A 14,739-nucleotide genomic window follows, 5' to 3' on the forward strand; every position below is an offset into this window, starting at 1 on the left:
TGCCGAGGCCCCAGCGGTCCGGCGTTTCCCTTAGCTATGAGGTAACTTGCATTTCGCAAGTGAGTAGCCAGATTATTCGTCATGAGCAAATCTGAACGTCCCCCCACCCAATGTCCGGTCGGCCGCACGCTGGAGCGGGTGGGCGACGGCTGGACCTTCCTGATCCTGCGCGACGCCAGCCATGGGCTGACCCGCTTCGACCAGTTCGAGAAGAGCCTGGGCGTCGCGCCCAACATCCTGACCAAGCGGCTGGCGGCTCTGGTCGAGAACGGCCTTCTCGAGAAGCGGGCCTACAACGAACGGCCGCCGCGCTTCGAATATGTGCTGACGGACCTCGGCCGCGATTTCGGCGGGGTGCTGACCGCGATGTTGGCGTTCGGCAATCGCCACTTCGCGCCCGAGGGGGCGGCGGGCCAGCTGGTCGATCGCCAGACGGGCAAGGTCGCCGAGCCGATCCTGGTCGACCGGGTCAGCGGCAAGCCGATCACCGCCGAGGCCTTCGCCTATGCCCCGGGACCGGCGGCGGGGCCGGAGGTGCTGAACCGGGTGGCTTTCATCGCCGAGCGGGCGAAGAAGCCTTCCCAATGATCCGCTCTCCCCGGCGAAAGCCGGGGCCCAGATCTCACGCTGTTTGGCTGACTGGAGGAACGCGGCGCTCCTAGCGCCCCACTCCAGCGCCCTTCCATCTGGACCCCGGCCTTCGCCGGGGAGAGCGGGAGTTGGTGTGGGCTAGGAAAGTGTGTTGTCTGAAGGCGCGCGCAACGGCAACGTTCGACCTCTGCCGTTCCGGAGTCCGCATGCGCCTGTCTCTCGCCCTCGTCGCCAGCCTCGCGGCGGCCAGCGTCGCTCACGCCGAAACCCCCGCGCCGTCGACCGACCAGCCGCTGCTGCGGTCCATCGCCGCCGACGTCGACGCCAAGGCGCTGGAGAGCACGATCCGCGCGCTGGTCGGCTTCGGCACGCGCCATACCTTGTCGGATGCGAAGTCGGACAAGCGCGGCATCGGCGCGGCCCGCCGCTGGGCCAAGGCCCGCTTCGAGGCGATCTCCAAGGACTGCGGCGGCTGCCTGACGGTCGAGACGCCCGCCCAGACGGTCACCGGCCGCCGCGTGCCCAACCCGACCGAGGTCATGGACGTCCTGGCCATCCAGAAGGGCACGAGCGACCCCGACCGGGTGATCATCATCGCCGGCCACATCGACAGCCGCGTCACCGACGTCATGGACTTCACCAGCGACGCCCCCGGCGCCAATGACGACGGCTCGGGCGTGGCGGCGGTGATCGAGGCCGCGCGGGTGCTCAGCAAGCACAAATTCCCGGCCACCCTGGTGTTCGCCGTCCTGTCGGGCGAGGAGCAGGGCTTGCTGGGCGGCAAGGTGCTGGCCGACTACGCCCGCGCCAATGGCTGGAAGGTCGAGGCCGACCTCAACAACGACATCGTCGGCAACAGCCGCGGCCAGAGCGGGGTGATGGACAATACCCACGTCCGGGTGTTCTCGGAAGGCACCAAGGCGGTCGAGACGCCGGAACAGGCCAATGGCCGGCGCTACAACGGCGGCGAGGTCGACAGTCCCTCGCGCAACCTGGCCCGCTTCCTGGACGGCCTGGCCGACCGCTACCTGACCAATTTCGACGTGACCATGGTCTACCGCACCGACCGCTACGGCCGAGGCGGCGACCAGGTCCCGCTGCTGGAGGCCGGCTATCCGGCCGTGCGCGTCACCGAGGCCGTCGAGAACTACGACCGCCAGCACCAGACCCTGCGCACCGAGAACGGCAAGCCCTATGGCGACGTGATCGAGGGCGTGGACTTCAGCTACCTGGCCCAGGTGACCCGCCTGAATACCATCGCCATGGCCAGCCTGGCCTCGGCCCCGCCGCCGCCGTCAGGCGTCAAGATCGAGGGCGCGGTCAGCCCGGACACCAAGGTCTCGTGGGCGGCGACGCCGGGCGCGGCCGGCCACCGGGTGTGGTGGCGCGTGACCACCGACCCGACATGGCGCTTCAGCCGCTGGGTTCCGGAAGGAACGGCCACGACCTTGAAGGACGTGGTGATCGACGACTTCTTCTTCGGGGTGTCCTCGGTCAGCGCCGACGGCTGGGAGAGCCCGGTGGTGTTCCCGGGCGCGGCGGGCAGCTTCGAGAGCGTGGTTCCGGCGGCGCCGGCTACGCCTAAATAACCCGCTCTCCCCGGCGAAAGCCGGGGCCCAGGTCGAACCCAGGGCGCTTGAATTGGCCAACTCGGCGTAAGGGCGCGATCACTCAAGCCGCTCAGGCTGAATCTGGACCCCGGCTTTCGCCGGGGAGAGCGGATTGTGGGGGTTCTAGGCGATCAGGTCCGGATCGTTCCGCTTCAGCCAGGCGGCCGCGTAGGAGCACAACGGGGTGATCCGCATGCCCTCCGCGCGCGCCGTCTCGGCGACCTTGCTCATCAGTCGTCCGGCCGCGCCGGTGCCGCGCAAGGCCATGTCGGCCTCGACGTGCGGGATCACCAGCCGGTGCCCGGCGCGCTGATAGTCGGCCACGGCCAGCAGGCCGTCGACCTCCAGTTCATAGCGGCTGAGTTCGGGGTTGTGGCGGAAGGTGTCGGTCATGACGAGGGAACGCGCCTTACGGGCAAGAGATGCTACGGCTTAGGTAAGCCGCTCCGGCAGCGCGGCAAGACGCATCAAATTCCGTCATCCCGGCGCTTCGCTGCGCTGCGGCCGGGATGACAGATCGGCTAAACCAGCTCGATCGCCATCGCTGTGGCTTCGCCGCCGCCGATGCAGAGCGAGGCCAGGCCCTTTTTGCCGCCACGCGCCTGGAGGGCCGAGATCAGGGTGCACAGGATCCGCGCGCCCGAGGCGCCGATCGGGTGACCCAGGGCGCAGGCGCCGCCGTTGACGTTCAGCTTGGCCGGATCGATGCCCAGCTCCTGCTGGGCGATCATGGCGACCACGGCGAAGGCCTCGTTGACCTCGAACAGGTCGACGTCCGAGACCTCCCAGCCGGCCTTGTTCAGCGCCTTGCGCATGGCCGGGACCGGGGCGGTGGTGAACAGGCCCGGCTCGTGCGCGTGGGCGGCGTGGCCGACGACCTTGGCGACGATCGGCAGGCCCAGGGCCTTGGCGACGCTCTCGCGGGTCATGACCAGGGCGGCCGCGCCGTCGCTGATCGAGCTTGAGTTGGCCGCGGTGATGCCGCCGTCGCGGCTGAAGGCCGGGCGCAGGGTCGGGATCTTGGCCGGGTCGGCCTTCAAGGGTTGTTCGTCGGTGTCGACGACCTCGGTCCCCTTGCGGGAGACGACGGTCACCGGGGTGATCTCGGCCTTGAAGGCTCCGCTCTCGATGGCGTGCTTGGCCTTGGCCAGGCCTTTGGTCGCGTAGTCGTCCATGGCCTCGCGGCTGAACTGGTAGGTCGCGGCCGTATCCTCGGCGAAGGCGCCCATCAGCTTGCCGGGGGTGTAGGCGTCCTCGAGGCCGTCCAGATACATGGAGTCCCACATCTGGTCGTGGCCGATCCGGGCCCCGCCGCGGTGCTTGGACATCAGATAGGGCGCGCCGGTCATGCTCTCCATGCCGCCGGCGACCACGACGTCGACCGAGCCGGCCGCCAGGGCGTCATGGGCCATGATCGCGGCCTGCATGCCACTGCCGCACATCTTGTTGACCGTGGTCGCCTCGACCGACAGCGGCAGGCCGGCGCCGATCGCCGCCTGGCGGGCCGGGGCCTGGCCGAGGCCAGCGGGGAGCACGCAGCCCATGATGATCTGCTCGACCTTGTCGCCCGCAACGCCGGCCCGCTCGATGGCCGCCTTGACCGCCGTCGCGCCCAGCTCGGTGGCCTTCACCCCGCCCAGCGCGCCCTGGAAGCCGCCCATCGGCGTACGGGCGTAGGAGACGATGACGACGGGATCGGACGCGGACATGAACTAGGCTCCCTGAGAGTATTTTGAGGCGAGATAGGCCCTGACTGTCCCGTCATACGCAAGAGGGTTGCGAGAATGTGATGAGAAAGGGGCGAGCGGCGCCGACGGGGGATCGCCAGGCCGCTCACCAGTCATGCAATAACCGAGAGAGTCAATTGCGATTAAAAACCTACGCCGGTTCATCTTCAAACGCAACGGTCTCTTGCTTTCCCTCGCGGAACGCCGCACCCTGCCAAAATGGGTCGTACAGCTGACTATACGAACGAACGTTGCTCGGTCGCCGCCACGCTGGAAGTGGTGGGCGATCCGTGGACCTTGCTGATCCTCCGCGACGCCTTCGCCGGGGTGAAGCGCTTCGAGCAGTGGCAGGAGCGGCTGGGCGTGGCCCGCAACGTCCTGGCCGCGCGGCTCAAGACCTTGGTGGGTCATGGGGTCATGGAAACCCGCCGCTATTCCGAGCGACCGCCGCGCCACGAATATTGGCTGACCCAAAAGGGCTTGGCCTTGTCGCCGGTGCTGCTGACCATGGCCGAATGGGGGGACCAGCACGTCTACGGACGCGACAAATCGCCGGCCTTGTTTCGCCACAAGAGCTGTGGCTGTGCGTTCCATCCCGTCCTGGCGTGCGAGGAATGCAAGGAGGTCGTCCAGCGTCGCGATCTCGAACGCATGCCGCAGGACGAGCAGATGCCGACCGTCGGCGAGGCGCTGGAAGCCTCCCGCATCGCGGCTGAGTGAGGCTGTCCGCCGCTAGTCCGCGACGCCGCCGCGCAGGGGATCCTCGCCGGTCAGTTCCTTGATGTGCTCGCGCTGACGCCGCACGCCTTCGGCCGTCGCCTCGTCCGCGGGTTCGGGCGCTGGTGGCGCCTCGGGACTTTCGTCCTTGGGCTTTTCCGTCGTCATCCGAACCCTCCTCAATGGCGGGGCAGGGCGCGCGTGACCAGCTGGGCCGCGCCGACGGTCAGGGCGTCCTCGACCAGGCCGGTCGAGGTCTGGCCGAAGCGGCGCATGGCCTTCATCCGCGCGCCGAACGTGACGTAGGCGGCCGCGACCGCCGCGCCGGCGCCGATCGCCGCGCCCAGGATCAACCACTTGCGGGGCGCCAGCGCCGCGCCCGCCAAGCCGCCGGTGACGACGCGCGCGGCGAGGCCGGCCGGCACGATCCGGTCGGGGGCGGAGGGCAGCTTGTCGCCCCACAGCTCGCCGGCCGCCAGGGCCTTGGAGCCCGCCGCGACCCAGGGATGGGCCAGCAGGCGCGCCGCCTTGTTGTCGGCGGCCAGGTGGCCGCCATGGGCCGCCTCGCTGACGGCGGCCAGCGGGGTCATCGAGCGGGAGCCGGCCGAGAGACCGATGAGTAGAGAGCGGAGCATGCGGGCGTCCTTCACGCGGAGGTCTGCCAAGACAAACCCCGCGCGCCCCGGTTTGATCCCGTCCGATCTACGCCTCGGCCAGGAAGCCCCGCACCAGGGCGTTATAGGCGTCCGGCTGCTCGACCATGGTCATGTGCGAGCAGCCCTTCATCACCACCATCCGCTTGGGGCCGCCCAGGCCGTCGCGAATGGTTTCGTGGCAGTCGAGGGTGACCTCGTCGAACTCGCCGGTGGTGATCAGGGTCTTCTGAGTGATGGTCTTCAGGTCCTTACGGCGGTCCCAGTCCTTGATGACGCCGGTGATATAGAACTCGTTGGGGCCGTTCATCACGCGGTAGGCGATCGACTTGGACAGGGCCTCGAACGAGACCAGGGCGTCCTGGGACGGCTGCACGCGCAGGACGAAGTTGTCGTAGAACCGCTGGGTCAGGGCCGCGTATTCCGGCGTGGCCATCTTGCCGGCCTTCTCCAGGCCGTGAAGCTTGGCGGCGAAGCCGTCGGGCATGCCGTCGATCAGGCGCTGCTGGCCGGCGATGGCCTGCGGCGTGCTGGCGAGCGCCCCGCCCAGGATCAGCTTCTCGACGCCCGCGCCGCGCCCTTGGCACAGATATTCGATGGCCAGCATCGAGCCCCACGAGTGGCCGAACAGCACGACCTTCTCCAGCCCCAGGGCCTTGCGCACGGCGTCCACCTCGTCGACCGAGCGCTGGATCGTGTAGATCGTCTCGTCGGTCGGGGCGTCGGCCTTACCCGTCCCCAGCTGGTCGTAGAAGATCACCGGCCGCTCGTCGGCCAGGGCCTTCATCGACAGCAGGTAGTTGTGCGCCGCGCCCGGGCCGCCGTGCAGGGTCAGCAGCGGCGTCTTGCCGCCCGAACCGAACCGCCGCCAGTAGATCTTGCCGCCCGGAACGGGCGCGTAGCCCTCGGCCTCGGGCATGGCGGCAAAGGCCCCTTGGGTCGTCCCAGCCGCGCCCAGCAGCGCGGCGCCGCCGGCCAGCGCGCCACGCCGGCTGATCATCGTTCGATCGGTCATCCGAGCCCCTCCGCGAGTCCTGGTCGCGGCGGGATTAATCGGCGGCTTCGGCCGCTTGGCAAGAGGGGTTCGGTTCGCTCGGACAGCGTGTACAGTTTTTTCGAAACACCCTCTTGATCGGCTTGATCGCTCCTCATACGGTCCGGCCCATCGCGGGGGCGCGATCGCTTACGGAGTTCAAGTAAGTGTTGAGTCTGTTTCACCGGACCGGCGCGCGCGCGCCGGCCACGGGTCGCGTCCTGCTGTCCGGCGCGATCCTCGCCATCCTCGCCCCCGCCACCCTGCTGGCGTCCCAGGAGGCCCAGGCCGCCGAGCCTCCGAAGCCCAGTCGGGCGTTCGGCGACACCGTTCTCACGGACGGCAATGACGACGTCACCAACAACAAGACGGTGGACCTGACGGAGGACGTCGACTTCGGCGACGGCTCCGACGCGCTGACCAACGACAGCGTCATCACGATCGGCGCGAAGGCGACCGCCCCCGTCCATGTGTCGATCCTGTCGCTCGACGCGCTCAAGAACAAAGGCCTGATCGATCTTCGCAACGGCCGTGGCGGCGACGTCCTGACCCTTTCCGGCGACTACAACGGGACGGGAAAGGCGCGCCTGGGCCTCGATGTCGGCCCGGACGGCGTCGACCGTCTGATCGTCGGGGACGTCGCCAATGGCAAGACCGCTGTCGTCCTCGGCGGCCTGTCGGCCCAGACCGCCGTCCTGACGGGCGACAAGGGCCCCGTCCTGATCCAGGCCGCCGCCGGGTCGACGGCTGACGCCTTCAGCATCGAGAACGACGAGATCGGGTTCATCCACTACGGCCTGGCCTTCGACGCGCAGGCGGCGACCTACCGCCTGAACGGCGTGGCGGGGCGACGGGCCTATGACGCGCTGAAAATCTCGGAAGGCGCCGCCAACGTCTGGCGCCAGTCGGCCGACGCCTGGAGCGCGCACGTGGCCAACCTCCGCGACGCCGGAGCCGACGCCGTCGGCGCGGGGGTGTGGGGCCAGGCCCATGGCGGATGGCAAGACCGCAATGACAAGGTCGCCGCGTCAGGTCGCGTCGTGCGGACCGACTATCAGCAGACCAGCTACGGCGGCCAGATGGGCGCGGACCTGATCAACGCCGAAATGGACGACGAGCGCATCCTGATCGGCGTGACGGGCGGCTATGCGGCGGCGCGGCTGCGGTTCGACGGCGTCGCGCAGGACGTGAAGCTGAGCGCGGTCAATGTCGGCGGGTACGTCGCCCTGGCTCGTGGCAGCTACTTCCTCAACGCCCTGGCCAAGGTCGACCGGCAGTCGATCAAGGTGCTGGGTGAGGCCGACGCCGTGGCCGCCGATTTCGACGGGACGTCCTACGGCGCCCAGATCGAGGCCGGGAGCCGGTCCGAGGGCGACGGCATGGCGTACGAGAAACTGCTCAGCATCAACTATGTCAGCACGCGCCTGGACGACATGAAGGCCTATGCGCAGCGTCTCGATTTCGACAACGCCACCGGCTTCGTGGCCAAGGTCGGGCTGCGAGGGTCGATGCAAGGCGAACTACTGGGCGGGGCGCTGACCTCGTACGGCGCCGCGTTCGTCGTTCACGACTTCACGGTCAAGAGCGGCCTGACCCTGGTCAGCGGCGACCAGAAGCAGCACCTGTCCGACGACGGCGGCCGGACCTTCGGCCAGATCACGGCGGGCATGAGTTTCCGGGCGGCCGGCGCGATGATCACGTTCCTGGAGGCCAGCGGCGACTTCGGCGGTGGTCGTAACGGCGGGACCCTGAGGCTTGGAGCCCGGATCGGCTTCTAGCGGCGGGGCCTTTAGGCGGCCGTCAGGTCCATCTGGCGCGTCGTGGCGGCGATGAAGCCGCCGCCCAGCACGCGCTCGGGATCAGCCGGATCGTAGAGCACGCAGGCCTGGCCCGGCGCGACGCCTTCCTCGGCGCCGTCGAACACGACCGCGATCTGGCCATCCTTCAAGGCCAGGCGGCCGGGGACGGGCTCGCGCGTGGAGCGGACGCGGGCCAGTACGCGCTGGGCCTCCTCGGCGGCGGCCTCCAGGCTGTCCTGGCCGCCCAGCCAGCTGCCTTCTTTCAGGGTCAGGGACGCGGTCAGCAGGGCCTCGCGCGGGCCGACGATCACTTGGCGCTTGTCGGCGTCGATCTTGACGACGAACAGCGGGTCGCCGACGGCGATGTTCAGGCCCCGGCGCTGGCCGATCGTGTAGCGGGTGACGCCCTCATGGCGGCCCAGCACGCGGCCGTCCAGATGCACGACGTCGCCCGCCTCGGCCCCTTGCGGGCGGATGCGGTCGATCACCGTGGTGTACTTGCCCTCGGGCACGAAGCAGATGTCCTGGCTGTCGGGCTTGTCGGCGATGGCCAGGCCCAGTCCCGCGGCGACGGCGCGCACGGTCGGCTTGTCCATGCCGCCCAGCGGGAAGCGCAGGAAGTCCAGCTGGTCGCGCGTGGTGGCGAACAGGAAATAGCTCTGATCCTTGGCCGGATCGGCCGCGCGGCGCAGCTGGGGGCGGTTGCCGCCGTCCGTCGGCATGGCGCGCTGCACATAGTGTCCGGTCGCCATGGCCTCGGCGCCGAGGTCGCGGGCCACGTCCAGCAGGTCGCGGAACTTGACCGTCTGGTTGCAGCGCACGCACGGGATCGGCGTCTCGCCGCGCAGATAGGCGTCGGCGAAGTCCTCGATGACCTGCTCGCGGAAGCGGCTTTCATAGTCCAGCACATAGTGCGGAATGCCGATCCGCTCGGCGGCCATGCGGGCGTCCAGGATGTCCTGGCCGGCGCAGCAGGCGCCCTTGCGCGAGATCGCCGCGCCGTGGTCGTAGAGCTGCAGGGTCACGCCGACCACGTCGTAGCCGGCGCGGGTCAGCAGGGCGGCGGTGACGGTGGAGTCGACGCCGCCGGACATGGCCGCGACGATCCGCGTCCCCTCCGGCAGACCGACGGCCGCGCGCGCCTGCTCGACGGCGCGCGCGATCAGGGCGTCGGCGTCTTGGGTCGGGGCAGGGGACAGCAGGTCGGCGTTCATCCGCCGCCATATAGCGGCTGGGGGCGGGTTTTGCGAGGTCCGCAGGGGCGGCGTGGTGACGCTGACCCGCTTCCCCTACTTCAGCACGTTCAGCAGCGACGAGGCCTGCAGGCTGGAGAACACCTGGGCCGAGGCCTGGACGGCCAGCTTGGCCGACTCCAGACGGGTCACGGCGTCGGCCATGTCGACGTCGGTGATGCCGCCGACCATGGTCGTCAGGGTGTCGGCCTGGTTGGACAGGTCCGACTGAGCGCTCTCGAAGCGCTTTTGGGTCACGCCGTTCTTGCCTTGCAGGTCGATGACGCCGGTATAGGCGCTGTCGAAGGTCGGCAGCAGACCCTTGAGGAAGGTGACCTGTGTGTCGGTCAGGTTGCCGGTGAACGGGCCGTTGGCGTCGACATAGGCCTGCACCTGCTTGAAGGCGTCGAAGACGTTGGTCCCCAGCGCGTCGCCCAGCACCCCGGTCTTGGCGCTGGTCTGCTCGTCGACGCGGTTGGTCGTGATGTACTGGTCGTTGTGGAACAGCGACGCCGTCGAGGGCGCGGCGGTCAGGTCGGCCATGGTCGTGGCCGAGGTCGTGGCCGTGTCGGTCTGGGCGCCGGAGAACACGTAGAGCCCGTTCGACTTGGTGTTCATCCCCTGGACGACGTCGCCGAAACTGGCCTGCAGCTGCTGCATCAAGGTCGCCGCGCTGCCGGCGGCCAAGGCGTTGGCGATGCTCTCACGGGCGCTTTTGGTGGCGTCGGCGACACGGCCGATGCCGGTGTTCTGCATCTCGAGGCGGTTGGTCACCAGCTTGGTCTGGTCGAGCAGGCCGTTGATCCGGGTCTGGGTCCCGCGCATGGCGGTCAACACCTCGGCGTTCTTGGCGTAGCCCTTCAGGTCGGTGGCGACCTTCTGGCTGGACACCTGGCCGCCCACGTCATTCTGGCGGATCTGCGCCTTCATGAGGTTGGACGTCATGATGTTGTAGTTCTGGACGGTGGAGACGCGGGTCATGGCTTACCCCAGGATTCCGGTGAGCACTTCGAACATGTCCTTGGTCGCTTGGATCAGGCGGGCCGAGGCGTTGAAGGCTTGTTGGTAGGTGGTCAGGTTGATCAGCTCTTCGTCGAGGTTCACGCCCTCTTCCGACTGGCGCTGACTGTTCACTTCGCTGGACACCGCGTCGGCGGCGTCCTTGCGGCTCTCGGCGGTGGCCGCCTTGCGGCCGATGGAGCCGCTGAAGTCCGAGGCGTAGCGCGAGACGGTCATGGTCACGGCCGACGCGTCGCCGGCCGCCGAGAAGTTGGTGGTGCTCTCGCCGGCCTTGGCCAGGGCCAGGGCCCCGCGGCCGTCGCCGATCGCCAGGGCGGGACTGCCGCCGACCGTCTGGGTCAGGTCCAGCTGGGCGAAGGGCAGCAGTTTGGGGTTCTGGTCCATCGCCGGATTGACGAAGAACTTCTCGCCCCGGGTGCTGCGCTCGGCCGGGCCGATGCCGAACAGCTGGCTGGCCGAAGGGCCGCCGACGCCGCGCTCGGTGGTGTCGGCCACGACCGACATGCTGACCGGGGTGGTGGTGTTCGAGGTGAAGCTGATCTGGCCCTTGCCGTTCAGCGAGAAGACGCCGTAGAGGCCCGTGCCCGAGGCGCGCGAGTTCAGGGCATCCAGCATGTCCTGCATGGTGCCGCCGACTGGCGGGTCGACGCTGATGTCGCGGATCCGGCCGCCTTCGACGTCGGTCAGGCGGATGGTCATCGTGCCCGAGGTGAAGCCGTTCGGATCCCCCGCGGTCAAGCCCGTCTCGTACGGCGAATAGCCGTTGGTGCGGATGATGTCGTTGAGGCCGAAATACTGGCTGAAACCCTTGCCGGTCTTGCTCGACGGCGTCGTCGGGTCGTCGGCGATGGCCACGCCCAGGCCGCCGACGCCGCTGAGGCTGAGCGCGCCGCCCGAGAAGCCGACCGTGCCCTGGCCGCCCATGGCGGTGTTCAGCTGGGTCATGAAGTCCGCGGGGGTGAAGGCTGGGCCGCCGCCGCCGTTGACGCTCATCGTGCCGGCGTCGAAGTCGATGTCGATCCGACGCTGGATGACGCCGCTGCTGTCGGTCAGGGCGATCGTCGTCTTGCCGGTGAAGCCGGTCATCGCCGCCTGGGCGTCGAGACCGGTGTTGCGGCCGTTCAAGGTGGTGGCGGCGGGCACCGACGAGGCGGCGTTGGCGGCGCGATTGATCTCTTCGGCCGCGCGCGAGGTGAACTCGCCCAACTGGTCGGACAGGGCGACCAGTTCGGTGTTGCGGACCTCCATCAGGCCCCGGATCTCGCCGCTCGAGATGTTCAGGGGCGTCGGCTGCACCGAGCCGTTGGCCAGCTGCACGGTCAGATAGCCGGTGGCCGTGGCCGAGGTCTGGTAGGTGACCTTGGCCGCGCCGTCGCCGGCCAGATTCAGGCCTTCCGTCGAGCGGACGACCACGCCGCCCATGGTGCGTGGATTGACCTGGACGTTCATCAACTTGGACAGTTCGTCGACCAGGCCGCTCTGGACGTTCTCGGCGCCCGTGGCGTCGGCCCCGGCCACCTTGGCGCGGGTGATGTCGGTGTTCAGGCCGTCGATCTGGCTCAGCAGGTCGTTGACCCGGTCGACATCGGCCGAGATGCGGGTGTCGGCGTCCTTGCCCAGCTTCGACAGGGACGAGGTGATCCGGCTGGACTCGCTCAGGAAGTCGTCCACCCGCGTGAGCGCCTGGGTGCGCAGCAGGGAAGACGACGGATCGTCCTGGGCCGACGAGAAGGCCGTGAAGATGTCGTCGAGGGTCGCGAAGAAGCTGGTCTCGCCGCTGGGATCGCCGAACAGCTGCTGGGCGCTGTTCAGGGCTTGGGAAATGGCCGAGGTGCGGCCGTTGTCCGAGCCGGCATTCAGGCTGGCCGACTGCAGGAAGCGATCGGTCGCGCGCTTGATGGCGTCGATGCTGACGCCGACGCCCATGCCGTTGGACAGCAGGTTCGACTGGCTGATCGTCTTGCGGACGTAGCCGGTGGTGTTGACGTTGGCGATGTTGTCCGACGTGACGCGCAGACCCGTCTGCGCGGCCATCATGCCGGACGTCGCCGTGTTCATGATCGCATTCAGCGACATGCGAAGACTCCTTCGAGCTCGGCAAACCGCGCAACGCACGATGCGTCATTGCCCGGCCAAACTTGCCGGGTCACGGAGGGAATGGCGTTCCCGATATTTGCCAAGCTACTGAATTTCATGGCGAAAAGTTCCGGTGGTCGGATATTCGACAAGTGACCATGCGCAAGGATGGCGCCAACTGGGCCAGGCGCGCCCTTGCGACGCGGCGACGCGGCAGTTCCCGTCCTTCACGACCGATCGGACTCGGCAAAAAGCGCCGCACGGGGAGTGTTTTCGTTCGTAAACAAGCCATTAAGATCAATAAAATCATATACTTGATTGCTGTTTGGCGAGTTGGCCCGACCGTTGCTCAGAGGAAGACCGACTAGAGGCGTGTTCGTCATGGACCGCCGCCTTAACCGAGCAACGACTGCGAATGACCGCGATCGCCGCCCCCACCGCCGCTCTGCCCGCCGCGCCGGCCCCGGCCGTGGGCGCCAAGTCGTCCAACGACGGCTTCGACGCTCTGCTGGCCATCGCCGGCAAGACCGACGACAAGCCCGCGCCCCGCGTCCAGCCCTCGCGCCCGGACAATAAGAACGACGACCGCGACGCCGATCGTGACGTCAAGGCCGCCGACAAGTCGGCCAAGGCCGACGACAAGACCGACGCCAAGGCCGCTGATCGCGCCGACGCCCAGGCCGACGCCAAGGCGGACGACCGCGCCGACGCGGCTCAGGCCGCCAAGGCCGCCGCCGCCGCCGACAAGGCCGCGGATCGCGCTTCGGATCGGGCCGACGCCGCCAAGGACGCCAAGAGCGACGCCGCCGCCGACAAGGGCGACGACAAGGCCGTGGCTAAGACTTCGGACAAGATCGCCGACAAGGACGCCGGCCAGGTCGACGCGGCCGACGCCGCCGCCCAGGCCGCCGCCACCCTGATCGCGGCCATGACGGTCCCCGTGCAAGCATCGGTCCAGACCGAAGCCGTCGCCGACGCCCAACCCGCGGTCGACGCCACGGCCGTCGCGGCCGACCAGGTCGCCGACTTCGCCGCCGCCGTGGAGGCCGCCCAGGTCGCTCCGGTCGCCGCCCAGACCGCTCCAGCCGTTCCGGCCGACCAGGCCGCGCCGGTCGCCGCGCCGGCCCAGGACGCCGTTCCGGCCGTTCAGCCCGCCGTCGCCACGCCGGAAGGCCAGGCCGTGGACGCCGCCGCCCTGGAGGCCCTGGCCCAGCTGGGCGCCGCCGATACGACCCCGCTCGCCGCCGACGACCTGACCGCGCCGCGGGCCCCGACCGCCCAGTCCGCCGAGACCACGGCCGCCGAGACCAACACCGCCGACGCCGCCAAGCCGGCCGACGCGCCGAAGGTCGTGATCGCGCAGCCCGTCGCGCCGACCCCGGCTCCGCTCGCCACGCCGATCGCCGCCCCCATCGAGGCTCAGGTCGTCGCCGAGGCCGCGCCGGCCGAGGCCGTCGCGACCGACGCCGTCGCCGAGGCCGTCGAGGCCGCCGCGCCGGAAGTCGCTTCCCAGACCAAGACCGCCGAGGCCCCGAAACCGGCCGCCTCGCCCCTAGCCGCTCAGGTCAAGGCCGCCGACGCCGTCGCGGTCGAGACCGCCCAGGCCGTGACCGCCGTCGCCGCCGGCGCAGCCGACAAGAGCGGCGGCGAGGCGAGCGCGGACGCGAAGGGTTCCGACAAGACCGCCACGGTGATCGCCCCGGTCGACGCTCCGGCCGCCGCCGGCGCCACGATCGACACCAACGCCCTGGCCGCGCCGGCCCCGGTCGCCCAGGCCCAGGCCTCGAGCGCCTCGGCCGCCGCGCCGGCTCCCGTGCGCGGCGCGCCCGAGACCGTCGCGGCCCTGTCGGCCGAGATCGCCAAGCGCGTCGACGCCAAGGCCACCCGCTTCGACGTCACCCTGACCCCGGACAATCTGGGCAAGGTCGACGTGCGCATCGAGATCGGCCGCGACGGCGCCATGACCGCGTCGATGAAGTTCGACACAGTCCACGCCGCCCAGGAGCTGCGCGGCAAGGCCGGCGAACTGCGCCAGGCCCTGGCCGACGCCGGCTTCACGGTGGCCGACAACGGGCTGTCGTTCGACGTCTCCAGCCAGAACAACGGCCAGAGCCAAAATCCCTTCCTCGCCTTCCAGGACTTCGGCGACCAGAACCAGCGCGCCTTCTCGGGCCGCGCGTTCCAGTCCGCCCTGACCGGCGAGGAAGACATCGCCATCACCCCCGAACTGTTGCCCGGCCTGAAGACGGTCGCGGACAGCGGTCTGGACATCCGGATCTAA

13 protein-coding genes are annotated in these 14,739 nt (G+C 69.3%); 5 read left to right on the forward strand and 8 right to left on the reverse strand.

What is annotated here, in order from left to right:
- The first annotated feature begins 81 nt into the window (after nucleotides 1–81).
- Together ABIC66_RS09650 and ABIC66_RS09655 are read left to right on the forward strand one after the other, a co-directional pair.
- Entirely contained in the window at nucleotides 82–588 is a 507-nt protein-coding gene (locus tag ABIC66_RS09650) for a winged helix-turn-helix transcriptional regulator (protein ID WP_354069756.1), read from the forward strand.
- A 209-nt stretch (nucleotides 589–797) separates the two neighbouring features.
- Nucleotides 798–2,180: a M20/M25/M40 family metallo-hydrolase gene (locus ABIC66_RS09655; RefSeq protein WP_354069758.1), complete on the forward strand. Its 1,383-nt coding sequence runs from the start codon at nucleotides 798–800 to the stop codon at nucleotides 2,178–2,180.
- 144 nt (nucleotides 2,181–2,324) lie between these two features.
- Here the strand turns inward: ABIC66_RS09655 and ABIC66_RS09660 are convergent, their stop codons facing one another.
- Both ABIC66_RS09660 and ABIC66_RS09665 read right to left on the reverse strand, forming a co-directional pair.
- Nucleotides 2,325–2,594, reverse strand: a complete 270-nt coding sequence (locus ABIC66_RS09660) for a GNAT family N-acetyltransferase (protein ID WP_354069760.1) — start codon at nucleotides 2,592–2,594, stop codon at nucleotides 2,325–2,327.
- Between the two features lie 128 nt (nucleotides 2,595–2,722).
- Nucleotides 2,723–3,910 (reverse strand): acetyl-CoA C-acyltransferase, encoded by a 1,188-nt coding sequence (locus ABIC66_RS09665; protein ID WP_354069761.1) that lies wholly within the window; start codon nucleotides 3,908–3,910, stop codon nucleotides 2,723–2,725.
- Nucleotides 3,911–4,147: 237 nt separating this feature from the next.
- Between ABIC66_RS09665 and ABIC66_RS09670 the strand changes: the two genes are divergently transcribed.
- The gene (locus ABIC66_RS09670) at nucleotides 4,148–4,648 is read left to right on the forward strand and encodes a winged helix-turn-helix transcriptional regulator (protein WP_354069763.1); all 501 of its coding nucleotides are present in this window, start codon (nucleotides 4,148–4,150) and stop codon (nucleotides 4,646–4,648) included.
- Nucleotides 4,649–4,660: 12 nt separating this feature from the next.
- On the opposite strand, the gene ABIC66_RS09675 is transcribed toward ABIC66_RS09670, so the two are convergent.
- From ABIC66_RS09675 to ABIC66_RS09685, 3 genes are all read right to left on the reverse strand, one after another.
- On the reverse strand, nucleotides 4,661–4,813 hold the full coding sequence (locus ABIC66_RS09675) for a hypothetical protein (RefSeq protein WP_354069764.1): 153 nt from the start codon (nucleotides 4,811–4,813) through the stop codon (nucleotides 4,661–4,663).
- Nucleotides 4,814–4,824: 11 nt separating this feature from the next.
- A complete protein-coding gene (locus tag ABIC66_RS09680) occupies nucleotides 4,825–5,280 on the reverse strand; it encodes a DUF4126 family protein (protein WP_354069765.1) in 456 nt (151 codons plus the stop codon).
- Between the two features lie 67 nt (nucleotides 5,281–5,347).
- Nucleotides 5,348–6,313, reverse strand: a complete 966-nt coding sequence (locus ABIC66_RS09685) for a proline iminopeptidase-family hydrolase (RefSeq protein WP_354069767.1) — start codon at nucleotides 6,311–6,313, stop codon at nucleotides 5,348–5,350.
- Between the two features lie 188 nt (nucleotides 6,314–6,501).
- Between ABIC66_RS09685 and ABIC66_RS09690 the strand changes: the two genes are divergently transcribed.
- The gene (locus ABIC66_RS09690; RefSeq protein WP_354069768.1) at nucleotides 6,502–8,109 is read left to right on the forward strand and encodes an autotransporter domain-containing protein; all 1,608 of its coding nucleotides are present in this window, start codon (nucleotides 6,502–6,504) and stop codon (nucleotides 8,107–8,109) included.
- 11 nt (nucleotides 8,110–8,120) lie between these two features.
- Here ABIC66_RS09690 and mnmA read toward each other — a convergent pair whose 3' ends face one another.
- The 3 genes from mnmA to flgK form a co-directional block, all read right to left on the reverse strand.
- Complete coding sequence (mnmA, locus tag ABIC66_RS09695; protein ID WP_354069769.1) at nucleotides 8,121–9,344, reverse strand: tRNA 2-thiouridine(34) synthase MnmA; 1,224 nt, start codon at nucleotides 9,342–9,344, stop codon at nucleotides 8,121–8,123.
- Nucleotides 9,345–9,419: 75 nt separating this feature from the next.
- Nucleotides 9,420–10,343, reverse strand: coding sequence for a flagellin (locus ABIC66_RS09700; RefSeq protein ID WP_354069771.1), 924 nt, complete (start codon nucleotides 10,341–10,343; stop codon nucleotides 9,420–9,422).
- A gap of 3 nt (nucleotides 10,344–10,346) precedes the next feature.
- Nucleotides 10,347–12,458 carry a flagellar hook-associated protein FlgK gene (gene flgK, locus ABIC66_RS09705; protein ID WP_354069772.1) on the reverse strand — a complete coding sequence of 704 codons (2,112 nt, stop codon included), beginning with the start codon at nucleotides 12,456–12,458 and terminating at the stop codon, nucleotides 10,347–10,349.
- A gap of 415 nt (nucleotides 12,459–12,873) precedes the next feature.
- Here flgK and ABIC66_RS09710 point away from each other — a divergent pair, with 415 nt between their 5' ends.
- Entirely contained in the window at nucleotides 12,874–14,739 is a 1,866-nt protein-coding gene (locus tag ABIC66_RS09710; RefSeq protein ID WP_354069773.1) for a flagellar hook-length control protein FliK, read from the forward strand.

The organism is Caulobacter sp. 1776 (genome assembly GCF_040545685.1).
Taxonomy (GTDB): domain Bacteria; phylum Pseudomonadota; class Alphaproteobacteria; order Caulobacterales; family Caulobacteraceae; genus Caulobacter.